This window comes from Flavisolibacter tropicus, assembly GCF_001644645.1.
Lineage (GTDB): Bacteria > Bacteroidota > Bacteroidia > Chitinophagales > Chitinophagaceae > Flavisolibacter > Flavisolibacter tropicus.
The window spans coordinates 5,317,097-5,340,410 of sequence record NZ_CP011390.1 but is presented as its reverse complement, the minus strand read 5'-3'; the positions used below and the strand labels follow the sequence as shown (position 1 = coordinate 5,340,410).

19 protein-coding genes are annotated in these 23,314 nt (G+C 41.2%); 12 read left to right on the top strand and 7 right to left on the bottom strand.

Features of this window, described 5'->3' with window-relative positions:
* Nucleotides 1–29: 29 nt before the first annotated feature.
* From SY85_RS22775 to SY85_RS22765, 3 genes are all read left to right on the top strand, one after another.
* Complete coding sequence (locus SY85_RS22775) at nucleotides 30–1,100, top strand: ATP-grasp domain-containing protein (protein ID WP_066408135.1); 1,071 nt, start codon at nucleotides 30–32, stop codon at nucleotides 1,098–1,100.
* A 126-nt stretch (nucleotides 1,101–1,226) separates the two neighbouring features.
* Nucleotides 1,227–2,339, top strand: a complete 1,113-nt coding sequence (locus SY85_RS22770) for a carboxylate-amine ligase (RefSeq protein WP_066408132.1) — start codon at nucleotides 1,227–1,229, stop codon at nucleotides 2,337–2,339.
* A 130-nt stretch (nucleotides 2,340–2,469) separates the two neighbouring features.
* A complete protein-coding gene (locus SY85_RS22765; protein ID WP_066408130.1) occupies nucleotides 2,470–2,733 on the top strand; it encodes a hypothetical protein in 264 nt (87 codons plus the stop codon).
* On the opposite strand, the gene SY85_RS22760 is transcribed toward SY85_RS22765, so the two are convergent.
* Nucleotides 2,730–3,749 carry a proline iminopeptidase-family hydrolase gene (locus tag SY85_RS22760; protein ID WP_066408121.1) on the bottom strand — a complete coding sequence of 340 codons (1,020 nt, stop codon included), beginning with the start codon at nucleotides 3,747–3,749 and terminating at the stop codon, nucleotides 2,730–2,732. The two genes, SY85_RS22765 and SY85_RS22760, sit on opposite strands and share 4 nt — an antisense overlap.
* Before the next feature lie 63 nt (nucleotides 3,750–3,812).
* On the opposite strand from SY85_RS22760, the gene SY85_RS22755 reads away from it, so the two are divergent.
* Genes SY85_RS22755 through SY85_RS22745 form a run of 3 tightly spaced genes read left to right on the top strand, consistent with a single transcriptional unit; the run spans nucleotide 3,813 to nucleotide 7,995 of the window.
* The gene (locus SY85_RS22755; RefSeq protein ID WP_066408119.1) at nucleotides 3,813–5,462 is read left to right on the top strand and encodes an amidase; all 1,650 of its coding nucleotides are present in this window, start codon (nucleotides 3,813–3,815) and stop codon (nucleotides 5,460–5,462) included.
* A gap of 26 nt (nucleotides 5,463–5,488) precedes the next feature.
* Entirely contained in the window at nucleotides 5,489–7,120 is a 1,632-nt protein-coding gene (locus SY85_RS22750; protein ID WP_066408117.1) for an amidohydrolase, read from the top strand.
* Between the two features lie 50 nt (nucleotides 7,121–7,170).
* Nucleotides 7,171–7,995: a type 1 glutamine amidotransferase gene (locus tag SY85_RS22745; protein WP_066408115.1), complete on the top strand. Its 825-nt coding sequence runs from the start codon at nucleotides 7,171–7,173 to the stop codon at nucleotides 7,993–7,995.
* A 169-nt stretch (nucleotides 7,996–8,164) separates the two neighbouring features.
* Here SY85_RS22745 and SY85_RS22740 read toward each other — a convergent pair whose 3' ends face one another.
* Complete coding sequence (locus tag SY85_RS22740) at nucleotides 8,165–8,899, bottom strand: hypothetical protein (RefSeq protein ID WP_066408109.1); 735 nt, start codon at nucleotides 8,897–8,899, stop codon at nucleotides 8,165–8,167.
* 855 nt (nucleotides 8,900–9,754) lie between these two features.
* Here SY85_RS22740 and SY85_RS22735 point away from each other — a divergent pair.
* Entirely contained in the window at nucleotides 9,755–10,951 is a 1,197-nt protein-coding gene (locus SY85_RS22735; protein ID WP_066408106.1) for a hypothetical protein, read from the top strand.
* 2 nt (nucleotides 10,952–10,953) lie between these two features.
* Here SY85_RS22735 and SY85_RS22730 read toward each other — a convergent pair whose 3' ends face one another.
* Nucleotides 10,954–13,263: a TonB-dependent receptor gene (locus SY85_RS22730; RefSeq protein WP_066408103.1), complete on the bottom strand. Its 2,310-nt coding sequence runs from the start codon at nucleotides 13,261–13,263 to the stop codon at nucleotides 10,954–10,956.
* A 94-nt stretch (nucleotides 13,264–13,357) separates the two neighbouring features.
* Between SY85_RS22730 and SY85_RS22725 the strand changes: the two genes are divergently transcribed.
* A complete protein-coding gene (locus SY85_RS22725) occupies nucleotides 13,358–14,026 on the top strand; it encodes a metal-dependent transcriptional regulator (RefSeq protein ID WP_066408102.1) in 669 nt (222 codons plus the stop codon).
* A 98-nt stretch (nucleotides 14,027–14,124) separates the two neighbouring features.
* On the top strand, nucleotides 14,125–14,706 hold the full coding sequence (locus tag SY85_RS22720) for a DUF1542 domain-containing protein (RefSeq protein WP_066408099.1): 582 nt from the start codon (nucleotides 14,125–14,127) through the stop codon (nucleotides 14,704–14,706).
* Between the two features lie 52 nt (nucleotides 14,707–14,758).
* Here SY85_RS22720 and accC read toward each other — a convergent pair whose 3' ends face one another.
* The 3 genes from accC to efp all read right to left on the bottom strand — a co-directional run bounded on the left by accC (nucleotide 14,759) and on the right by efp (nucleotide 17,414).
* Nucleotides 14,759–16,096, bottom strand: a complete 1,338-nt coding sequence (gene accC / locus SY85_RS22715; RefSeq protein WP_066410081.1) for an acetyl-CoA carboxylase biotin carboxylase subunit — start codon at nucleotides 16,094–16,096, stop codon at nucleotides 14,759–14,761.
* Nucleotides 16,097–16,197: 101 nt separating this feature from the next.
* Nucleotides 16,198–16,683 carry an acetyl-CoA carboxylase biotin carboxyl carrier protein gene (gene accB, locus SY85_RS22710; protein ID WP_066408092.1) on the bottom strand — a complete coding sequence of 162 codons (486 nt, stop codon included), beginning with the start codon at nucleotides 16,681–16,683 and terminating at the stop codon, nucleotides 16,198–16,200.
* Between the two features lie 167 nt (nucleotides 16,684–16,850).
* Nucleotides 16,851–17,414, bottom strand: coding sequence for an elongation factor P (gene efp, locus SY85_RS22705; RefSeq protein ID WP_066408090.1), 564 nt, complete (start codon nucleotides 17,412–17,414; stop codon nucleotides 16,851–16,853).
* 583 nt (nucleotides 17,415–17,997) lie between these two features.
* Here efp and SY85_RS22695 point away from each other — a divergent pair.
* Together SY85_RS22695 and mdh are read left to right on the top strand one after the other, a co-directional pair.
* Nucleotides 17,998–18,507: a TlpA family protein disulfide reductase gene (locus tag SY85_RS22695; RefSeq protein ID WP_148661264.1), complete on the top strand. Its 510-nt coding sequence runs from the start codon at nucleotides 17,998–18,000 to the stop codon at nucleotides 18,505–18,507.
* A 190-nt stretch (nucleotides 18,508–18,697) separates the two neighbouring features.
* On the top strand, nucleotides 18,698–19,627 hold the full coding sequence (mdh, locus tag SY85_RS22690; protein WP_066408083.1) for a malate dehydrogenase: 930 nt from the start codon (nucleotides 18,698–18,700) through the stop codon (nucleotides 19,625–19,627).
* A gap of 50 nt (nucleotides 19,628–19,677) precedes the next feature.
* Here mdh and SY85_RS22685 read toward each other — a convergent pair whose 3' ends face one another.
* Nucleotides 19,678–22,266: a S8 family serine peptidase gene (locus SY85_RS22685; RefSeq protein ID WP_066408081.1), complete on the bottom strand. Its 2,589-nt coding sequence runs from the start codon at nucleotides 22,264–22,266 to the stop codon at nucleotides 19,678–19,680.
* A gap of 169 nt (nucleotides 22,267–22,435) precedes the next feature.
* On the opposite strand from SY85_RS22685, the gene SY85_RS22680 reads away from it, so the two are divergent.
* Nucleotides 22,436–23,263 (top strand): M57 family metalloprotease, encoded by an 828-nt coding sequence (locus SY85_RS22680; protein WP_066408079.1) that lies wholly within the window; start codon nucleotides 22,436–22,438, stop codon nucleotides 23,261–23,263.
* Nucleotides 23,264–23,314 lie beyond the last annotated feature (51 nt).

The following is a 23,314-nucleotide window of genomic DNA, read 5'->3' as shown; positions in this document are numbered from 1 at the left end:
CCATTGATACACACCCTTAAATTCCCTGAATGAAAAAGATTGGTATTCTTTATGGTCAGGAACGCAGCTTCCCTATGGCCTTTATTGAACGGATCAATAGTAAAAATATTGAAGGCATTACTGCGGAACCCATACGCATTGACCAGGCCTCACAAGGTGAAAAAACGCCCTATGCAGTAATCGTAGACCGCATTTCACAGGATGTTCCATTCTACCGCACCTGGCTTAAAAATGCAGCTCTTACCGGAACGGCTGTGATCAACAACCCTTTTTGGTGGAGTGCCGATGATAAGTACTTCAACAATTGCCTGATGACGCAAATTGGCGTACCAGTTCCCCGTACAGCCATCCTTCCTTCTTACGATCTGCCTGTAGATACCAAGAATGAGTCGTTTGCCAACCTGGCCTATCCACTAGACTGGGAAGGTATTTTTAATTATGTAGGTTTCCCTGCCTACATGAAGCCCTATGCCGGTGGCGGATGGAAAAATGTATACCGCCTGGATAACATGGATGAATTTTACCAGAAGCATGCAGAAACCGGGCAACTGGTAATGCTACTACAAGAAGAGATCGTTTTTGAAGAGTACTATCGCTGCTATTGCATTGGTGGCAAATATGTACGTATTATGCCGTATGAACCACGCAACCCCCACCACCAGCGTTATGAAGCGAACTTTACGCCATCGCAGGAGCGCTTGAAGCAAATGGAAGAAATTGTTTTACGCATCAACCATTATTTAGGTTACGATTTCAACACAGTGGAATTAGCAGTGCGTGATGGTGTACCTTATGCCATTGATTTTGGCAATCCGGCTCCTGATGCTGAACGCACCAGTGTGGGTGAGGACAACTTTGAATGGGTGGTAGAAACGGCAGCTAACTATGCAATAGAAAGAGCGTTGGCCCAAAAGGATGGACAGGATAATCTAACCTGGGGTAATTATATAAAACATAGTGTAGCGGGAATGCCGTTAACAGGTGAACCGAAAGCGAAAGCACCGAAAAAGCAAGCACCCGCAAAAGTGGAAAGCAAAGCAAAGGCTCCTGCTAAAAAGGCTAAACGCGGAAAAGGAGAGCAAGCTGCAGATAATAGCTAGGCAGAGGCCACTTGTGAAAGGTGAAACGATAAACGTGAAAGAGGGATCTCCTAGCTCACGTTTCACGTACAACTTACACCAAACTAACAAACAAAAGAAAAGCAATATCCAAAATAGAATTACTACATGGCATATCTGAATTATAAGAGTTTTACACTGGGCGTTGAAGAAGAATACATGGTACTGGATCCCGCTACCCGGGAACTACAAAGTCATGAACAACGCATTGTACACGAAGGTCAAAAGATCATCAAAGACAAGGTGAAGGCTGAAATGCACCAGGCCGTAGTAGAAGTGGGGACAGACATCTGTCAGAATATAGATGAAGCGTTCACAGATATTGCTCTGTTACGTAAAACCATTTCAGATATTGCACAAAGTTTAGGGCATTCTATTGGTGCATCTGGCACGCATCCTTTTTCACACTGGGAAAGCCAATTAATTACGGATCATATTCGCTACAATGAGATCGTAAATGAACTACAGGAAGCAGCCCGAAGCAATTTGATCTTTGGTTTGCATGTGCATGTAGGCATGGAAACCCGCGAGATGGCCAATCATATTGCCAATAGCACACGTTACTTTCTCCCGCATATTTATGCACTAAGTACCAACTCTCCTTTTTGGGAAGGACGTAAAACAGGTTATAAGTCGTACAGAACCAAAGTGTTTGACAAGTTTCCCCGCACTGGTATTCCAGAAGCATTTGAAAGTATTGAGGCTTATGATAATTATGTAAAGTTGCTGATGAAAACCAATTGTATTGACAATGCCAAAAAGATCTGGTGGGACTTAAGAGTACACCCCTTCTTCAATACAGTGGAATTCAGAATCTGTGATGTGCCGATGACTGTTGATGAAACCATAACAATTGCAGCTCTCTTTCAGGCAATATGTGCCAAGATTTATAAGTTGCGGCAACAGAACATGAACTACATTCAGTATTCACGAGCCTTGATCAATGAGAATAAATGGCGCGCCAGCCGCTATGGTATTGACGGCTACTTAATCGACTTTGGAAAAGAAGAAGAAATCAATACACGTGTATTGATTTATGAACTACTTGATTTTGTGGATGATGTAGTGGATCATTTGGGCTCTCGTCATCGTATTGATTATGTACACAGGATGTTGGAGAACGGAACTGGTGCCGACCGCCAATTGAAAGTGTATGAAGAATCAAAAAATTTAGTAAGTGTAACAGACTATATTCAAAGTCAGTTTCTAACAGGTATTTAATACACGTTAAATAAATTTCCAGATTGTTTTTGTATCTTGTTTAGACAAACCGTACCATGAAAAAACTTGCTGATAATTAATAGCAAGCATTCCACCATTATCATGCTTGCAGCAATAAAATGGATAAAACATGGCCCGTATTTTCACCATCAACTTCTCCTATGAAAACGCGTTGTTAACAGCCATGATTGCTGTTAGACAAACGCCCTTCTTTATGGAGTATACAATTAGTATGCTTCCAAGTGATATCATGGAGCAATTGCCTGGTAACAAGATCATCTCCACTGGTCCCAATCAATTGATCTTTGCCAACGCCACGTTGGATGAATCTTCAGTATTAATGAATGAAATACTGCATGCGGTAGCAGCCCATTTGCAAACGACAACGGTTTAATTGGCTGACTGGTCTACCTTTTTGATCCAACTGATCACACCATCCATAAAAACCTTCTGGTCATCCCACATGGATAAATGGCTTCCGTTAGGGCAATACAAATAGCTGCCCTTCTTTACCTGTGTGCTCATCCACTTCATGTGTTCCGGGTCCATGGTGTCGTATTTGGCACCAACAGTGAGTGTAGGCACTGTTATCTCAGGTAATCGTTTTGTGATATCCCAGTTTGCCAATCGGCCAGCAATACCAAATTCAGAAGGCCCTTGCATCAATGTATAAATAGAGCTGTTAATATGCTTGAGTGAACGATTGAAAGGATCAGGCCACTCTGCAAGACGACACAAATGCTCATGATAGAAATTAGGTAATAGTAGTTCCATATACTTGGGATTGGAAAAATCCCCTCTTGCTTCTATCTGACGAACCGTATCTAAGACTTTTGGATCCATTTGCTTGGCCAAAACCTCTTCAGCATAACGGCCATACTCAGGTGCACTTGCCATCATATTACAGATTATCAAGCCCTTGAGGTTTTGCTGATGCTTTAATGCATATTCCATAGCTAGAATGCCACCCCAGGAGTTACCTAATAAATAGAAATTATCATTGGTTAAGTCCAACGCCTTTCGCACTTGCTCTACTTCATCAACAAAACGATCAATTGTCCATAAACTGCTATCGATAGGTTGATCAGAATAATAAGATCCTAATTGGTCATACTCATAAAATTCAAAGCCTTCTTTAGGGAAGAAGCTTTCAAACGCTTCCATGTATTCATGGGTCATGGCAGGCCCGCCATGTAACAACAAGACTTTAATGCGCGGGTTATTGCCAAACCGCTTGGTCCATACTTTAAAATTACCAACGGGTGTATGTATAGGTATCATTTTGATACCTGCCGTTTGTACTCCGGTATCTCCATAATTAAAATACTCGGCTACTGTAGGAGTTGCTGTTTGTTTTTGCTGACAAGCCGCTATAATAAAAAGCAGGGACAGATATAGAAAAGTTCGCATAACAATTTGATCGTGATTAAAAGATAATATTATTTTTTTACTTTGATACTTATCACAATACACATGAAACAACTACTAGTTGGGTTAACCCTTTTTATTTCCGTTCCTGCTTTATCGCAAACGAAACAAGACTCCCTTCAATTATTACAGAAAACAGCTGGACTGTTTCATTTAAACTTTACTTCAGCAGAAGCAGACTCTATGTTGGAAAGCATTAATGACTACACGGCCATTTATGCAGGTATGCACCGCAGCATGCCACCTAACCACCTTGCGTACCCGTTTGCCTATAACCCCGCTCCTATTGGCTTTAGCATTCCTACTCAACAACAAAAGATTGTGTGGAACATACCCACAAATGTTGCATTGCCAAAGAACCGTGCGGAACTTGCGTTTTATTCCATACCCCAATTAGCTTCCTTAATAAAAAATAAAAAGATAAGTTCTGTAGAACTTACGCAGTTCTTTATTGACCGCTTAAAGAAATGGGATGATTCATTAAAGGCTGTCATTACGCTAACTGAAGATCTGGCCATAAAAGAGGCGCAACAAGCAGATGCCGATTTGAAAAAAGGCATCTACCGCGGTCCTTTGCAGGGTATTCCCTATGGCCTTAAAGACCTTTTTGCTGTAAAAGGGTATAAAACCACTTGGGGCACGACGCCATATAAGGACCAGGTCATTGATGAAAACTCCTTTGTGTATGAGCAACTCCATAAAGCCGGTGCTGTATTGTGCGCCAAGCTTTCGCTAGGCGCCCTAGCCTTTAATGATCTGTGGTTTGGTGGCAGGACTAATAATCCCTGGAACTTGCGTCAAGGCTCTAGTGGCTCCTCGGCTGGTTCAGCAGCTACAACAGTAGCAGGTCTGCTTCCATTTGCTATTGGTACTGAAACCTTAGGTTCTATTATCTCTCCTTCCACTCGCACAGGAGCTACAGGCTTACGCCCAACATTTGGTACAGTAAGTCGTTCGGGCGCTATGGTCTTATGCTGGAGTTTAGATAAAGCGGGGCCTATTTGTCGCAGTGCTGAAGATTGTGCTATCGTATATGCTGCCATACATGGAACAGATAGCAAAGACCCTTCTGCTGTAAATCATGCTTTCAACTATTCACCAAAAAAGGATGTAAAGAAAATGCGCATTGCTTATGCTGAAAACTACTTTAAACGCTTAAATAAAGATGCATTGGAATGGAAAGCACTGGAAGATTTTAAAGCCTTGGGAGCTGATATCGTTCCGGTTACATTTCCTGACTCTGGTGTGTACAATAATAACTTAGTAAGTATTATTCTAGATGCTGAAAGCGCTGCTGCATTTGATGAACTCACTCGCAGCAATCGAGATGACCTTATTGAGCGGCAAGACAAGAACTTTTGGCCAAACACCTGGCGGGCAGCCCGCTATATTCCAGCAGTTGAATATATCAATGCCAATCGCTATCGCTCTACCTTAAACCAAAAGATTCAAGACTTTATGAAGGATTACGATGTAGTGATTGTACCTACATTTGCTGGCAGCCAATTGAGCATTACCAATCTTACCGGAAATCCGGCCTTATGTTTCCCAATTGGATTCAACAAGTCTGGCAATCCACAAAGCATTACACTTTTGGGCAATCTCTATGATGAGGCATCTATCTTAGAGTTTGCTAAGGCTTATCAGGACCGTACAGATCACAATAAAAAACATCCTGCATTATTCAAACAATAATTCATTACCCCTTTTAAATTAATACAGTGAGAATTCTAATTAAACTTCTACTTGTTTCTTTTGTTTTTATAGCCTGTAATACGGCATCGAATGTAGACCTGATCGTATATAATGCGAAGATCTATACTGTTGACTCCAGCTTTTCTATTGCAGAAGCTATGGCCATAAAAGATGGTAAAATAGCCGCTGTTGGTACAACAAAAGACATTACCACTAACTATAGTGCAAAGGATAAAGTAGACGCCGCAGGCAAGGTCATCTACCCCGGTCTTATCGATGCACATGCCCATTTTTACCGTTATGGTTTAGGCTTACAAACGGCCGACCTTGTTGGCACAACCAGTTGGGAAGATATCTTGACTAAATTGCAAGCCTTTGCCCAACAGAACCAAGAAGGTTGGTTGATTGGAAGAGGATGGGATCAAAATGATTGGGACGTAAAACAATACCCCACAAAAGAAAGGTTAGACCAACTGTTTCCTGGTCGCCCTGTAATACTAACCCGAATTGATGGCCATGCCGCTATTGCCAATCAAAAGGCTTTAGACCTTGCAGGTGTGAAACCAGGCGCAACGCTGACAGGCGGTGAAGTAGAAGTAAAAGATGGTAAGCTAACAGGTGTATTAATAGATAACGCTGTAGATCTAGTATCATCCAAAATACCGGCGGCAACACCTGCACAAATAAAAAAAGCATTAGACCAAGCACAACAAAACTGCTTTGCAGTAGGCTTAACCACAGTTGATGATTGTGGATTAGATTATCGTGAAGTATTGACAATTGACTCGCTGCAAAAGAAAGGTGAACTGAAAATGAGAGTGTATGCCATGCTGAGCGATGCCAAACAGAACTATGATTACATCTTTGATAAAGGCAAGATCAAAACCGATCATTTGAGTGTACGCTCGTTTAAAGTATATGCCGATGGTGCGCTGGGCTCGCGTGGTGCTTGTCTGCTGCAGCCTTATACTGATCGTCCCAACTGGTATGGCTTTTTGTTAAGCCCCCTTTCTCATTTCGATTCAGTAGCCAATATCATTGCCAGCAAAGATTTCCAAATGTGTACACATGCTATTGGTGACTCTGGCAACCGTGCTATTTTGAACATTTACGCTAAATACTTAAAAGGCAAAAATGACAAGCGCTGGCGTATTGAGCATGCACAGGTGATCAACCAGGCCGATTTTGATTTATTTGGTCAGAATAACATCGTTCCTTCTGTACAGCCTACACATGGCACATCTGATATGTATTGGGCAGCTGACCGCTTAGGAAATGAGCGCGTAAAAGGAGCCTATGCTTATAAACAACTGCTGCAGCAAAATGGCTGGATACCATTAGGTACCGATTTCCCTGTTGAGGACATCTCTCCTTTCAAAACCTTCCTGGCTAGTGTGTTTCGCCAAGACGCAAAGGGATATCCTGCAGGCGGGTTTCAAATGGAAAATGCCTTAAGCCGGGAAGAAGCCATTCGCGGCATGACCATTTGGGCTGCTAAGAGCAATTTTGAAGAAGGCGAAAAAGGTAGTCTAGAGAAGGGTAAGTTTGCCGATTTTGTCATTTTAGACCGCGATTTGATGACTGTATTGCCTACAGACGTGTTAAAAACCACTGTTTTGGCTACTTATATAGGCGGAAACCGTGTGTATGGCAAGTAGCTTACCAGAAAGAAGGTAACTTTGTCCCTCTTTTTTTAGAAGTAAAGAAAATGATCCGAGTAGCAATATTAGACCTCTATGAAGGCCATGCCAATCAAGGCATGCGCTGTATTCGTGAAATACTCAATCAATGGAGCGAGTTTCACAGCCTGGAACTGGAGTGGGATGAATTTGATGTGCGTCAGCATTGCCAGGTGCCTGACATGAGTTATGATATTTACATTTCCAGCGGCGGACCAGGCTCTCCTTTAGAGAGTATTGGCTCTGATTGGGAAGCAGCGTACTTTAATTGGTTTTCAGCAGTTGAAAAATGGAATGCTAATCCATCAAAACCCAATAAGAAGTTTGTTTTCTTCATTTGTCACTCTTTTCAATTGATTTGTCGTCATTATGGGGTAGGTACTGTTGCCAAGCGCAAGTCTACAGCCTTTGGTGTTTTCCCGGTACATGTATTGAAAGAAGGCCAGGTAGACCCATTATTCAAAGGCCTTAAGGATCCTTTTTATGTGGTAGACAGCCGCGACTGGCAAGTAATTGACCCTAACTGGAATCGACTGGATCAATTAGGAGCAGAAGTGTTGTGTATAGAAAAATATCGGCCCCATGTGCCCTATTTACAAGCTATGATGGGCATCCGGTTTAATAAGTACATGATGGGTACCCAATTTCATCCAGAGGCCGATGCCATAGGTATGAGTATGTACCTGCAGACTGAAGAAAAAAAGAAGATTGTAATAGAAACACATGGAGAAGAAAAATGGAAGAGCATGATTGAACAGTTGAATGACCCCGATAAAATTATGTGGACCTATGCCCATCTACTGCCTAACTTCTTAGACTTAGCGGTAAAGCATAATACTGTACCTACGACATAAACAAATACTTTAGACAGACAAAAAGCAGCAATTCTACAATTGCTGCTTTTTTATTCTGAGTCTATTCATTTCAATTGGGCTTAGTTAAACTCATATATACTTAAATACAAATAGGGATGCCGTAATAGCATCCCTACCTTACTTAACCAAAGACTCTTGCCCAGAGTTTTTAACGAAAACTATTGTGTTGATTGGTGATATAGCTGTTCCGCTGATTAGTTAATGAAGCTAAATCAGCCCTGTGTTTATCAGCAGTAGCTTTTTGCATGGCCAGGTCTTCTTGACTTTCTTTTAGTCGTTGATCCAGTCTGTGATCTTTGTTAGATACACTACTTTTCTTATTCTGCGCTAATTTTTCCTGCATAGCCATCTTTCTATCTTCCAGTCTTTCACATTTTTTAGCACAACGCTCCTGAACGTTCTCTACCTTATGCAGTTGGGCGGTATACTCCTTAATTTGCCGATCCAAGCCAATTATACCAACAGCTACAGAAAGGTTATCCAAATAAGCCAACGCATCATTCAATGCAAATTCATTAACTGTTCCTGCATAATCGCCTTTTTCAATGGGGGCATCCAACATCAAATACACTACAGATTTATCCTTTTGATTATCTATAGGCCCAACTTGAAAAACCATTGGAGCGCCCTTGTCATTTTTTTTCATTAAATCCGTGTTATCGAACGCCTGATATGCGGTCGACTGGTTCTTTTTGGATTTGTATGCATTTATTTCAAATTCCTTCATCGCATCAAGAACTACGTCCTGAGAATAAGGCAATACGATCATTGCAGCGGGCTGCTTTTCCAAAATAACGTAAGAGGCGGTTGAACTCTTCTGCTCTTGTCCCAAAACAAAAGCAGAAATTAATATCAAGACGAATGATAAAACGCTTCTTCTCATAATAATTGTTTTAGAAGTGAAAGAATAAAACCACTGAGGACATCACAACTGCTCCATTGGACTGATAGTTTGGTAGTAATAAATCTGTAGGTGCTTTCTACTGCTTAACAACATAAAGGTAGTAGTGTATTATAGCCGATAAAAAGTTGTAAATGATGGTTGGCACTTAATACCAATTTACCTAAAATGCACTACTGACAAGGATTACATAGGATTGAAAATAACAATAGCACTTCTCACTGAAAGAGTATGAGTTACATTTCATCAGTAACTTGTTTACAGATTGCATTAACAATTTGTATTGTAATTTTCAGCAACGGAGTGAAAAGTGACAAGCGGCAACTATATAATTATGGCTTATAAATACACTACCAGAAGAGGCAATTAAACTTCTAAATACACTATCATTCATCCATATTTTTATATGACTTAGGCTGCCGATCAATATCCCTTGTTGCACTATCAAAACATGATTTGCACTCTCAAGTATTAGAGCCAGAGCTAACACTACTACCGCTTGTACTATTATTTAAACGCCATTTAAAAGATAGCCTCTACCGCCTATAATACTTCATAGAGAAAGAAGTAACTAATAGACATTCGCGGCATTTAAAAAGTTGTCAACTTCATCTGTTTTTCTACTATTTATTTAAAAGATTAATAGCCCTCAAATGAGAGGTAATTAACCTTTAAGAAAAGATAGAAACTGATAGATAAATAGATTATAAGAATCAGGATTTATACATTGAAGCATTGTAGGCTTATACAAACTGATCAAAATAGAACTACATTAGAGATCCAATTTCTAAATAGCAGAAATCAAAACTTCCTTAACTTAATTACAAATTATTTACAATGGTTCCGGCATTGCGCAAACAATATAACGAGCATTTCACAAAGGAAAAATATGACGCTTTTATTAAGGACTTAAGCAATATATTTCCCGACCAGCTAGAGTTCCGCATTGCCGAAACACCCATCTATATACCTACGTCTTTTACACAAAAAATGTTGAATGCTTGTGAAAGCATAATTGATGTAATTACAACACCGGCCTATCAAAAACAAAGTGAAAGGGCCATACCTGATCATCTTAAAGTGCCCAATGAAGATGCTCATCCTCACTTCATTGCTTTTGACTTTGGCATTTGTCAAAATGAAAAAGGAGAACTGGAACCACAGCTGATAGAAATGCAAGGATTCCCTACCTTATTTACCTGGCAGGTGCTATTACCAGAGATGCATGAAAAGCATTTTGGCAAACCTGATAATTATTCCATTTACCTAAATGAGTTTAATAGAGAATCCTATACTGATCTGTTGCGTAAAATAATAGTAGCAGAGGCCAAACCAGAGAATGTAATTCTACTGGAAATATTTCCTGAGCAACAAAAAACGCGTGTCGACTTCTTTGCCACAGAACAGTTCTTAGGCATTAAAACAGTTTGCCTTACCAAATTGATACAGGAAGGCAAAGACTTATTTTATATGCGCGATGGGCAAAAGACTAAGGTGGAACGCATTTACAACCGTCTCATATTTGATGATCTGTTTCAACAACCTAAGGAAGTACAGGAAAAAGGCCGCATCTTTCAACAAGAACTCAATGTTACCTGGGTACCTCATCCTAATTGGTTTTACAGGCTTAGTAAATATACCTTGCCCTTTATAGATCATCCATACGTGCCCGAAACCAAATTCTTAAATACAGTAACAACACTTCCAGCCGATCTGGAGAACTATGTAGTAAAACCACTCTTCTCTTTTGCAGGCCAAGGCGTAATTATAGATGTTACTAAAGAGCAAATGGAACAAATACCTGATCCTGAAAATTGGATACTACAACGTAAAGTGCAATATGCGAATGTTATTGAAACACCAGACGAACCGGCCAAAGCAGAAATCCGCCTGTTCTATTTCTGGGAGCCAGGAGCGCCGCGCCCTATTGCCACTTGCAATCTGGCGCGTTTAAGTAAAGGGAAGATGGTAGGTGTACGCTACAACAAAGACAAAGAATGGGTTGGCGGTACGTTTTCCTTATTTGAACAATAACTTTATTTCCATGTTAGCCTAAGCCCTACAAAAGCTCGTATGCCTTGGTTAGGTCCATATACATATGTGGGGTCAAAGGTTAACCCATATGGGTTCTCGGCGGTTACCAACACTTGGCCATTAGCATCTAAATCCGTATGCCCATCACCGTTATAATCCAGCTTTTTATCAAAGGGGTCTTGAGAACGGGCTATCAGGAAGGGACTGCTCTTTGCAGGAGTCCAATTCAGCAAGTTTTTTACACCACCATACACCTCAACACCTTTCTTGATCCACTTAGTAACCTGAATGTTTTGCAGGCTCCATACGGGAGATGTTGATGGACGGGGATCATGCGCAGAGGCTAGTGGCAGTCGCATTGGTCCATATATGTTACCGGTATAATCAAATGTAATACCTGCTTCTGGCAACGTATACGCTATGGCCCATGTGCCAGTCCACCGCTCATTTAATACCGGCCGTTGCTTTATGCGTTGCCCTTTCTTTTCTTCGGTACGCGTTACATCTTGAAAGGTCATTCCAATGGTTCCTTTTAACCGCTGTTGGATATTCGCGTCTATTGATAACGATATTCCTTTCGATACGGCAAATCCCTTAAGGTTAGAATACTTGATCTTATTAGGGTCACTGTCATAATCTGGTGCAATCTGGTTATGAAAATAAGTATACCAAACTGAGCCATCTAGTTGAAAGATCTTACTCGCTGTCCCAAAGCCAGCCGTATAATTCAAATTCACATTGTAACTAGTCTCAGGTTTCAACTCTTCTTCCACCTCCACTGCACGTGCTCCTGTTAATGCGGCATGTTCTTCTGTAAACAGGTTTACCACTCTAAAGCCAGTACCAGCATTTAAGCGAACTACCTGCTTGTCATCTACTTTCCACTTATAGGCTATGCGCGGCGTAAAGATGCTTCCATGCACACTATGGTGATCATAACGCAAGCCAGTCAATAAGGTATGATTCTCGCGCCAGTCCCACTCATGCTGTACAAAAAGAGCAGGTATAAAATAACACTCTGGCTGATTATGTTTTGTTAGTGTATCAAACGTTGCCACGGTATTATCATCATAAAAATTATAACGTCCACCTGCACCTACCAATAAATGTTGTCGGGCAGTAAGATCTTTATTCCACAACAATTGCGCATAAGAAATACGCTGCTCCCCTTTATAAAACGTAGTGCCATAATAGGAGTTCTGATCATGCTGCGTACTGGAGAAATTTAATACAATAGGGGTATTTATTGGCAGCTGATAAGCACCAATCAACTCCCAGCGATTGGTGTAAATACTTTCACCATATGATATATCAGTTCCTCTGTATTGTTTACTCCAATTCATTTCTCCACCCCAACGATCTTCATAAAAATAGCGGGCTGCCAATGAAGCAATTCGATTAGCCTTACGTTCTAAACTCCATTTATTGAATACAGTAATGCGGTGCTGCAGGGTTACATCTGTAAACAGATCATCGTTCTTATCTATCGGCTTTGTATAATTAAAGTAATTTACCCCAATTAAAGAGCGTAGCTTCCCCAATTGAAACTTGGTGCCCAAATCCACATTATGCTCCAGCCAAGAAGTAGTCATGACGTTCGCACTAAACCTTGGTGCCCTTTCTGGCGACTTCGTGATAATATTGATCAAACCTCCAATAGCTTCCGACCCATAGAGCCCGGAAGCCGGTCCCTTCACCACTTCTACTCTTTCAATCATTTGATGCGGTATACCAAACAATCCATATACGCTCGATAAACTGCTTACAATAGGCATTCCATCAATCGTGATCATAGTGTAAGGACCTTCTAATCCATTGATATGAATGTCGCCTGTATTACACACATTACAATTGATCTGCGGCCGTATGCCGTTTACACCTTGTAAAGCTTCAAAGATGCTGGGTGTTGGGTTCTTCTTAAAGAATTGCGGCGTATATACTTCTACGCTTATAGGGCTTTGTAGCTTTTGTACTGGGCGCATTGTACCTGTAACAACCACTTCATTCAGGGCCGTAACCGTCTTTTCCAATTCAATAACAAAGCTTGTATCAGCCTTGAACAGTAGCTTATTAGCAAAAGGCTCGTAACCCACCATAGAAGCCTTTACCTGGTAAGTACCTGTTACAAGATCTATAACAAACGCGCCTAAAGAGTCCGTTAAGATTTCTTGCTTATTTACCTGCACGGTAACATTTGCTAATGGTTTGCCCTCCGCTTGCACCAACCCTCTCAACTTCAATTTATCCAATTGCCCACAACAGACGCTCACCCACAATAAGCTTATAACCAAAATGCTCAACTGCCTAATCATACAACGAAGTTATTCCATCTTTAAAATACCCAACATATTTTATTTGGTATACCAAATAAAATAAATATACAAAACCTATTTATATTTTTGAAGTATGCGACACTTTGAGCATCACTCAGAAGAAAACTATTTGAAGGCACTCTATAAGCTCAGCAGCAAGCAGGTAAAGAAGGTCAACAATATTGCATTGGCTAAGACTCTTGACCTAAACCCCGCTACCGTATTGGAAATGGTGCGCAAACTGGCTAGCCGAAATGATATAGAGGTGCATGCCGATAAAAGCATAGCGCTCACTGAAAAAGGTAAAAAGAAAGCACTGCTCACTATACGCAAGCACCGCCTATGGGAAGTATTTCTGGTAGAAAAGCTAAACTACCAATGGAATGAAGTGCACGACCTGGCTGAGCAGTTAGAACATATTGAATCAGATGACCTTATTAACCGCCTAGAGGCCTTTTTAGAATTCCCTAGTTTTGACCCTCATGGTGATCCTATACCCGATAAAAAGGGCAAGATCAAATATTCAGCTGCCATCCCTCTATCAGAAGGTCAAATTGGGAAAATGTACGAGATTATTCGGCTAGACGATACCGACGACCAGTTTTTAAAGCTTTTAAGTAAACTTCAGATTCAGCTTAAAACAAAGGTTAAACTACTGGAACAGAACAGTTTTGACAATTCCTTGCTCGTTTCTATTCAAAAAAAAGAGGTAATTCTAAGTGAAAAGATAGCTACCAACTTACTGGTAAGCACACTGGAATAAACCCATCCATTTGTAAATCTTTTAACAAAGCAAGTTTAAACTTCGGCTACTCTGGCATGTCTTTCTATTAGTTATCTATGAAAATAAAAACACTAACTATGAAAAAAATTGTTACCCTATTATTCTGTGTAGGCGCTGTTACAGCTGCCTTTGCTCAGACCTCTGAGCAGGATAAAGCCAGAAGAGTTATTTTAAGCGGTGGTGGCGCAGATACTAAAACCGATAAGGATACCCGCAATTCCAGGGATGTTATTTTAGGTGGCGATCGGAGCATCTATGATGAAAAAGGCACTAATACCAATTATCCTTATCCTGGTACCTACCCAACCAGCGGTAGCCGCCAGGCACAGATAGACCAGGTAAACCGCGATTACGATGCTAAAATCCGCTCTATCCGCAATAACTCACGTCTATCTAATGCTGAAAAAGAAAGAATTATCCGCGATCTGAATAACGACAGGGCACGTGTGATTCGCCAGATTAATGGCCGCAATTACAACGATCGTCGTGATGATGATAGAAGATACCGTCACCATGATGATGATGATTACGACGGTAATAATAAAAACAAAGGAAATAATGGTAACCACTATGGTTGGGAGAAAGGAAAAGGCAATCCGCACAAAAGCAGTAACTATTCCAATGGAAATAATGGAAAAGGCAAAGGCAAAAAGAACTAAGTAGTGTTTTTTCTATAGTAACAAAAAACCCCGCTTTCGCGGGGTTTTTACTTTATTGCATTTTAAAGGTTTCTAAGAACTTGGTATTAAAATCACCGGCTCTGAACTTTTCATTTTGCATCAATTGCAAATGGAAAGGAATAGTGGTTTTAACGCCTTCAATCACATACTCACTCAGGGCACGATACATAGTATCGATAGCTTCCTGGCGTGTTTGTGCTACCGTTATTAGTTTACCAATCATAGAATCGTAATACGGCGGAATAACATACCCTGCATACACATGGCTATCTACGCGTACACCGTGTCCACCCGGCTGGTGTAATACGGTGATCTTACCTGGTGAAGGACGAAAGTCGTTATATGGATCTTCAGCATTGATACGGCACTCAATGGCATGCATTGTAGGCTCATAATCTTTACCAGAGATCTTTTCTCCCTGGGCTATCTTGATCTGTTCTTTGATCAGATCGAAGTTGATCACTTCTTCCGTTACGCAGTGTTCTACCTGGATACGAGTATTCATTTCCATAAAGTAGAAGTTGCGATGCTTATCTACCAGGAATTCAATAGTACCTACACTCTCGTAGTTGATAGCGGCTGCAGCTTTTTTAGCAGCCTCTCCCATTTTCTGACGCAGTTCAGGCGTCATAAACGGAGAAGGTGATTCTTCTACCAGCTTCTGGTGACGGCGCTGAATAGAGCAGTCACGCTCACTTAAGTGGCATACGGTACCATAGCGGTCGCCAGCTACCTGGATTTCTATATGGCGTGGTTCTTCGATGAACTTCTCCATATAGATACCATCATTCTTAAAGGCTGCACCTGCTTCAGCTTTAGCTGTGTTATAGGCTCTTTCTATTTCAGATTCTTCCCATACTACACGCATACCTTTACCACCACCACCGGCAGTAGCTTTTAAGATAACAGGATAACCCATTTCTTTAGCCTCTCCCTTAGCTTGCTCCAGGCTTTCCAGCAAACCTTGACTACCTGGAATAACGGGTACACCAGCTTTGATCATGGTCTCTTTGGCCGTGATCTTATCACCCATCCGGGTGATCATATCTGGGGTAGGTCCAATAAACTTAATACCATGGTCAGCGCAGATCTGTGAGAACTTAGCGTTTTCAGCCAGGAAACCATAACCAGGGTGAATGGCATCGGCATTGGTGATCTCACAAGCCGCCATGATATGCGGAATATTTAAATAAGATTCACTGCTTTGAGGCTTACCAATACAAACCGCCTCATCAGCAAATTTTACATGCAAGCTGTCTCTATCTGCAGTAGAATAAACAGCCACCGTCTTAATGCCCATTTCACGAGCTGTACGGATAACACGTAAAGCAATCTCGCCACGGTTGGCAATTAATATTTTTTTAAACACGGTATTTAATTTGGTAATTGAAGATTTGGCAATGAACTGAATATGAATATCTGGCAACAAGAATTACCAAATTTCTAAATTAGCACATCGCCAAATTATATTTACGCAGGTTCTACTAAGAATAATGGCTGATCGTACTCAACTGGAGAAGCATCTTCTACCAGGATCTTAACGATCTTACCCTTTACTTCACTTTCAATTTCATTGAACAACTTCATAGCCTCAATGATACATACCACCTTGCCTGGAGACACCTCTGTACCCACGTCTACAAAGTCGGGTTTATCAGGTGCCGGACGACGGTAGAATGTTCCGATCATAGGGCTCTTGATCGTTACTGTATTGCTAGGAGCAGCAGCAGCGGCAGGCGCAGCTGGTGCAGCAGCCTGTGGCAACGCAGCTTGTGGTGCTGCTTGTGGCAACTGAGAATATACTGGAGCTGATGTCACGCTGGATGCAACAATCTGTGTTACTTGCTCCTCTTTTGCTTTAATAGAAATCTTAAATTCTTTCTGCTCGATAGTTACTTCGCCCAAGTTGGACTCATTAACCAACTTGATCAACTCTTGTATCTGTTTGAAATCCATTTGTTTCAATTTGTTTGGGGTTTTGGTTTAAACAGGCGGCTAAGATATGCAAGAACCGCGATTTATAGGATATAATTGGATGATGTAAAAAAAATGCTGATAATAAGAAAGCTTCCTTACGAGAAGCTTTCCATATGATCTTATAATATCCAATAATCTTAGTTCAATTATTTTACTCTTTCTACGTATTCACCAGTCTTGGTGTTTACACGAATCATTTCACCTTCATTTACAAATAAAGGCACCATTACAGTTGCACCTGTTTCAACAGTAGCAGGCTTCAATGTACGGGTAGCCGTATCACCTCTTAAACCAGGCTCGCTGTAAGTAACTTTTACCACGATCTTTTCAGGCAATTCTACGTTCATTGGAGTCTCTGTTTCTGTATTAAACAGTACAGAAACAACATCACCTTCTTTCAGGAATTGAGGGGCGTCTACCAGTGCTTCTGCAACTGCTACCTGCTCAAAGGTTTCGTTATCCATGAAATTGTAGCCAGTATCATCCTTATATAGGTACTGGTATTCTTTTCTCTCTACACGAACAGGGTAAATAGTATCACCACTGTTCCACGTTTTTTCAATGGTACGGTTGTTATCCACACCCGTTAATTTAGCCCACACTTTAGCGGCAGCACGCGCTGTTTTGTTTTCGCCAAACTCCACTATCTTATAAAGGCTGCCGTCCAGCTTGATTATAAGGCCACGGCTGATATCAGAAGTAGTTGCCATAAAATTGTATGTATTACGGTTTTAGGCGGCAAAAGTAACGGAAAATCACTATTGGCCAAGTTTCTTAGGTAAGTTTCACCCTGTGGAGAGAATGGTTCCGCATAGAGCTAAGGAGAAAAAGAACCGCGGATATATGGGATTTATGGGATTGATAGGATCATCACCTATAAATAGTAGGCTTTTTACCTTCTGTAACGCTAGAAAGGCACCTAGGTTGTAGGCGGCAGTTTTGACCTTTGCAGGGGCTTTTTAACCCTTTTCTTCGGAGATTCTTCGAGACTTGTTCGGGAATCCTTCGGGCGGCTTCGAAGAACTCTCGAACAAGTCTCGAAGAAATCCCAAAGAAAGGTCGACCAATGAGTAGGAAAAAGGGTAAACTGGTAGCAACCCATCTAGGCCTTACTTCTTCCTCCCTTATTCCTTGTTTCTTGTTCCCGTCCTTCTCCGCCAAGCCCTTCTTCCGCGGCTCTCTTGTCCACTTAGATTGAGGCAATGTATGGAACGTCCAATTTTAAATACCAAGCTTCTATTTTCAAATCCTTAAAACTATCATCCTCTTCAGTTTCTTTTTGTTTCTTTGGATATGCGATTTCTAATTACCCTTTTCCTTTGTTTAGGTACAATAGCCGGACTTTCCCAAGTAGACAGCACAACGCCACCCTACAAAAAATATCCAACTCTTCCCCCTTTACAATTATTATTGGGCGATAGTGCTACCAAGTACACAAAGGACAATCTGCCTAAAAAGAAGCCTGTACTGATCATGCTTTTTAGTCCAGAGTGCAGCCACTGCCAACATACAGCCGAAGAGTTGGTAAAGTATAAAGACGAGTTGAAGGGTATACAAATAGTTATGGCCACAATGCACAGCATTTCCCAAATGAATGCATTTGTACAGCAATACCACCTTAACCAATTGGATAATGTAGTGGCAGGGCGTGATATCTATTATATATTACAGGGCTTTTATGACATGCACAGCCTCCCCTACTTAGGCTTTTATGATAAAAAAGGACAGCTAATCAAAGGTTTCGAAGGCTCCATGCCGATAAAAAAGATTATTGAGACGTTTAAGAATAGTGGGCAGCTGTAAAGGCTTTACGCTATACGCTTTACGCTGCACGCGCCACGCATTATGAGCCTATTCATTTGCGTACAGCGTATAGCGTTTAGCTTGCAGCTATCCCCCTTCATGTGCCGATCACACAATTTAATATTTGCATAGCTCAAGGCCCCTACCTTTGCACCGCAAATTATATTTTTACCCATAAACACTGAGTTCAATGAAAATTACGGTTGTAGGCGCTGGTGCCGTTGGTGCAACAGTAGCGGATAACATAGCCCGCAAAGAATTGTGCGAAGAATTGGTATTGCTGGATATTAAAGAAGGATTGGCAGAAGGTAAGGCCATCGATATGATGCAAACCGCTGCTTTGTTAGGTTTTGACACAAAAATTACTGGTAGCACTAACGATTACAGCAAAACAGCTGGATCTAGCGTAGTGGTTATTACTTCAGGTATTCCTCGTAAGCCCGGTATGACCCGCGAAGAGCTGATTGGTACTAATGCCAACATCGTAAGAGGCGTTACTCAAAATATTTTGCAGCACTCTCCAGAGGCTATCATCATTGTGATCTCTAACCCAATGGATACAATGACTTACCTGACCCAGCAAACCAGTGGTCTGCCAAAGAACCGTATCATTGGTATGGGTGGTATCCTGGATAGCTCTCGCTTTAAGTTTTACTTGAGCCAGGCATTGAACTGCTCTCCTAACGACTTGAATGCTGTAGTAATTGGTGGTCATGGCGATACAACTATGATTCCTTTAATCCGTTACGCTACCTGGAACAGTGCTCCTGTAACTGAGTTCCTGAGCGAAGAGCAACAACAAAAAATTGTAGCTGATACAATGGTTGGTGGTGCTACTTTAACGAAACTGATTGGTACATCTGCCTGGTATGCACCTGGTGCAGCCGGAGCCGCTTTAGTAGAAAGCATTGTACGTGATGAGAAGAAATTATTTGCTTGTTGCGTATCGTTGAATGGCGAGTACGGACAAAATGATATTTGCTTAGGCGTTCCTGTAATCATTGGCAAGAATGGTTGGGAAAAGATTGTTGATTATAAGCTGAATGCTCAAGAGCAAGAGGTTTTCAACAAAAGCGCTGATTCCGTTCGTAACATGAACGATGTTTTAAAGACACTGTAATCAGTTCATACCTTTATAAAAAAAGCAGCGTATCAAACGCTGCTTTTTTGTTAGTATACAATGATCTTCTGGGAAGAAATATCTCCGGTTTCTTCATCAACTACTTTTACTACATACATGCCCGTGTTCAAACGGAGCGGCGGAATTTGTTGCTTCAGATCCTTTAAACGCATCTCACTAAGCAAAGCCCCGGCACTATTATAAATTTTGATAGCCGTTCTTCCCGCCCTGCTGGTGATAATTTGTATAGGCTGTCCCTGCGAGGCTGGATTGGGATAAATAATAACGTTATGTCCGTTGAACTGATACGCACCTATTATTTCACTGTATATGGTTTGTCCATTGGTTAGTTGCAAGGCCAATCGATATTGGTTAAGTCCTTGATGCATATCGGAATCTTCAATAACAAACTGTTTTGTTTGCAGCTGACCAATGGGTTTATTATTTACAAAAGCATTGTTTACTAATTTCTGCAAAACCAATGCGGACACACCATACACACTACCTAATGAACCCGATAATATAGCCGTTTTAGGCGTTTGGCTCTGCACGTAGAAGCTTTTGAAATAACAATTAACTCCCTGAGCGGTATAATTAAGTATGGAAGCCTGGAGGCCTGGTTTACCATTTACAATAGGAATGACACTGTAGTATATAGCAGGATGTTGTGTTTTTTTAAGCAAGCTGAATGTATCGGTTACTGTAGCAAATGTAGAGAGATACTTATCCTTCAACTCATACAGTTGAAATTGCTGCACGGGCTGCTTGTTCCATAGCAATAGAAAGGAATCAGCACATTGAAAACCAACATCCATGGTGGGGATGTGACTAATAACAAACGTATCTGTTATTATTGTTTTATCTGCAGTCTTTAACCGGAGCCACGCAGTAGATGTAATATCGGGTACCTGCCATTTAAAATAGCCAGTACCTATATCTGCAATACTTGCTACAGGTTTCCATGTGGTTTTATCTGTACTATATTCAATGGTGCCACTGCTGCTGATATTCGTTTGCCAGCGGATGACACTAGTGGCATTTGCCTCCAGTTTATCTGTAGCTGCCGGAAAGGTCCAAAAAACGGTTTCTGCTGAATCTATCTGGTAAGCAATACTAAAGGCCTGTGAAGTTGATTGCAATGTCTTTGCCGCTACTTGAATAGTATATGTACCCGCTACCGGCGTTTCAATGCTTACTTGTTCAATGGTATTTAAGGTATCTGTTTTACGTTCTGGAGCAGACAGGAGAGACTGTTTGTTGGGCTTGCTATTTAATACCCATGGCAGCCATTTTATGCCATCGGGAGATGAAACGGTAAGATCCAAGTCATTGACCAAGGCCTTGGTAGCATTTACAGCAGCGGCTGGATCAGCCCACACAAGTGTTACTTTTAATAAGGCGGCCTTCTGAGGGACAACAATTTGAAAAAATGCTGAAGTATTAGCGTTTCGGCTTCCCTCAAACATACGTCCCTCTTGTACTGTTTTTATTGCAGCATGCGTATTCAGGTTTCCAAAGCCAGAAGCAAAGTCAATACCTTTTTGGCCAACATCATCAGCACTATTTATTAATATAGCCTTTGTAGTGGCGGCCAAAGGCATACGGCCGTACTTCAACTTATAAGCTTGCTGCACCAATAAGGCCGATCCTGAAACCATAGCGGCGGCCCCAGAACTGCCATCTTCACCAAAAGCTACTAACTCGGGCTTTATTCTACCATCATAAGCAGGCCCTTTTGAGCTAAGAGGAGAAACCTGGTAAAAAGAATCAATAGCGCCAACTGTGAGAATACTCTTGGCCATTTTAAAATTGCCTGTAAGGTTGGCCACACCGTCTAAATCATTATAGTTTTCAGTGCCCTTTGACGTACCAGAGTTTCCTGAAGAAAATACATGAAGCAGTTCAGGATTATTAGCGGCGGAGATATCATAAGCAGCTGCCTCTGGACCATAATAGTTTTGAATAGCAGTGCCATAGGAATGATTTTGCACGCTTATACCATTTTGCTTAAATACCGCATCAGCATCTGGCAATAAAGAAGCAAAGTTTGACGATGTTAAATAGCTGTTAGGTGCCACTCCTTTTCCAAATGAGGAAGTATTGCCAGCACCTGCTATAGTAGTAGCCATGATAGTGGCATGCGCTGTAACCGATGCCGCATTCAATCCTGTATTAAAAAACCGGCCTATATAATCCAAGTCGGTAGTATCCAATAAGTTTTCCTTTATCGAAACATTTAACCCGCTTCCATTCAAAGCAGGGAAATCATTGTGAGCCAAGTTGATTTTGTTAGTTGCCAGATCTAGTGTTGCAGTTGTCAATTCTTCTTTAGGCGGCACATAAGCATCTGCAAAAAGAATATGCTTGGTTTTTAATAACTGCTGCAGCTCGCTCACCTTAGTACGCAACAGTGAAACTCGCCCCGCTTGGTAGGTAGATAAAAAACGAACACTGGCCTGTATGGAATCAGCATTCGTATAAGAGACATAAACATCAATGCTATCCGTATCTCTTGCCGACAAAAGCTTTTTTGAAAGGGAAGCTGAAACTTTTACACCTGCATCTTGCCGTGAAAGTTGTGCGTTAGAACATAGTGAAATAAATAGACAGATAAGTGTAAGGGTCAGCAAACGATTCATAGTAGTAAGCAATATACCAAATTTAATATGTGATTTTAACCACAACTGTATACTTAGTGATTATCAATATGTTGTTGCAACAATGTTGCGTTAATAAATTGTTAACGTAATCATTTTCCTACATATCTTAAACCTCTTTTTTTTCATTAAACACACACAACACACACACATGAAAAAAATCATCAGAACGTTTGCAGCAGTATGCGTAGCTGCTATGACATTGACTGCCTGTTCAAAGGACGTTAAGAATGTTGAATCGAATGACATTTCAGAGTCAACACTGACTCAAATCAAAGCCTTAGGCTTTAGTACAGATGGTGCCCAAAAAGTGGCAGGTGGTTATTTAGTAGAAGGAGACATCGTGTTAAATGATGCTACTCTTTCTTCTAATCCTAACTCACCCAATATGGTAGTTGCGAAAGAAGAACAGTATCGCACATTTAACCTGGTAAGCACCAGCAAACATCCAGTGATTAAAGTAGCACTGAACAACAGTTCTTCTCAACATGAAGCTGCTTTTTCTGCATCGTTGGATGAAGCGATCCGCCGTTATAATGCAGAAGGCTTGACAGTAAGCTTTCAGCGTGTAACTACAGGAGCTGACATTACAGTGGTTGCATTCTATGAAGTAAGCAATACATTAGGTTCTTCCGGCTTCCCTACTAGCACTGGCGATCCTTACAACCAGGTGCAGATGAACACCTACCATTACAGCACCGGTACTACAACCACCAATGTCAACTACATTGCTACCATTATGGCTCATGAACTAGGTCACTGTATTGGTTTCCGCCATACGGACTATATGAACCGTGCTTATAGCTGCGGTGGTAGAAAACAAAACGAAGGACAGGCTAATACAGGTGTTGGTGCCGTGTACATTCCTGGCACTCCTACCAGCGGCGATCCTAACTCTTGGATGCTGGCTTGCGTAGGCAGCAATGTTGACCGTCCGTTCAATGCGAATGATAAAATTGCTCTTTCTTACGTTTATTAATACGTAGAAATACAACCATTAAAAAAGCCGCTGAAACACAGCGGCTTTTTT

Bases quoted from the DNA above. Each gene is read 5' to 3' on its own strand.
- SY85_RS22775 (WP_066408135.1), top strand. From the start codon at position 30: ATGAAAAAGATTGGTATTCTTTATGGTCAGGAACGCAGCTTCCCTATG.
- SY85_RS22770 (WP_066408132.1), top strand. From the start codon at position 1,227: ATGGCATATCTGAATTATAAGAGTTTTACACTGGGCGTTGAAGAAGAA.
- SY85_RS22765 (WP_066408130.1), top strand. From the start codon at position 2,470: ATGGCCCGTATTTTCACCATCAACTTCTCCTATGAAAACGCGTTGTTA.
- SY85_RS22760 (WP_066408121.1), bottom strand. From the start codon at position 3,749: ATGCGAACTTTTCTATATCTGTCCCTGCTTTTTATTATAGCGGCTTGT.
- SY85_RS22755 (WP_066408119.1), top strand. From the start codon at position 3,813: ATGAAACAACTACTAGTTGGGTTAACCCTTTTTATTTCCGTTCCTGCT.
- SY85_RS22745 (WP_066408115.1), top strand. From the start codon at position 7,171: ATGATCCGAGTAGCAATATTAGACCTCTATGAAGGCCATGCCAATCAA.
- SY85_RS22740 (WP_066408109.1), bottom strand. From the start codon at position 8,899: ATGAGAAGAAGCGTTTTATCATTCGTCTTGATATTAATTTCTGCTTTT.
- SY85_RS22735 (WP_066408106.1), top strand. From the start codon at position 9,755: ATGGTTCCGGCATTGCGCAAACAATATAACGAGCATTTCACAAAGGAA.
- SY85_RS22730 (WP_066408103.1), bottom strand. From the start codon at position 13,263: ATGATTAGGCAGTTGAGCATTTTGGTTATAAGCTTATTGTGGGTGAGC.
- SY85_RS22725 (WP_066408102.1), top strand. From the start codon at position 13,358: ATGCGACACTTTGAGCATCACTCAGAAGAAAACTATTTGAAGGCACTC.
- SY85_RS22720 (WP_066408099.1), top strand. From the start codon at position 14,125: ATGAAAAAAATTGTTACCCTATTATTCTGTGTAGGCGCTGTTACAGCT.
- accB (WP_066408092.1), bottom strand. From the start codon at position 16,683: ATGGATTTCAAACAGATACAAGAGTTGATCAAGTTGGTTAATGAGTCC.
- efp (WP_066408090.1), bottom strand. From the start codon at position 17,414: ATGGCAACTACTTCTGATATCAGCCGTGGCCTTATAATCAAGCTGGAC.
- SY85_RS22695 (WP_148661264.1), top strand. From the start codon at position 17,998: ATGCGATTTCTAATTACCCTTTTCCTTTGTTTAGGTACAATAGCCGGA.
- mdh (WP_066408083.1), top strand. From the start codon at position 18,698: ATGAAAATTACGGTTGTAGGCGCTGGTGCCGTTGGTGCAACAGTAGCG.
- SY85_RS22685 (WP_066408081.1), bottom strand. From the start codon at position 22,266: ATGAATCGTTTGCTGACCCTTACACTTATCTGTCTATTTATTTCACTA.
- SY85_RS22680 (WP_066408079.1), top strand. From the start codon at position 22,436: ATGAAAAAAATCATCAGAACGTTTGCAGCAGTATGCGTAGCTGCTATG.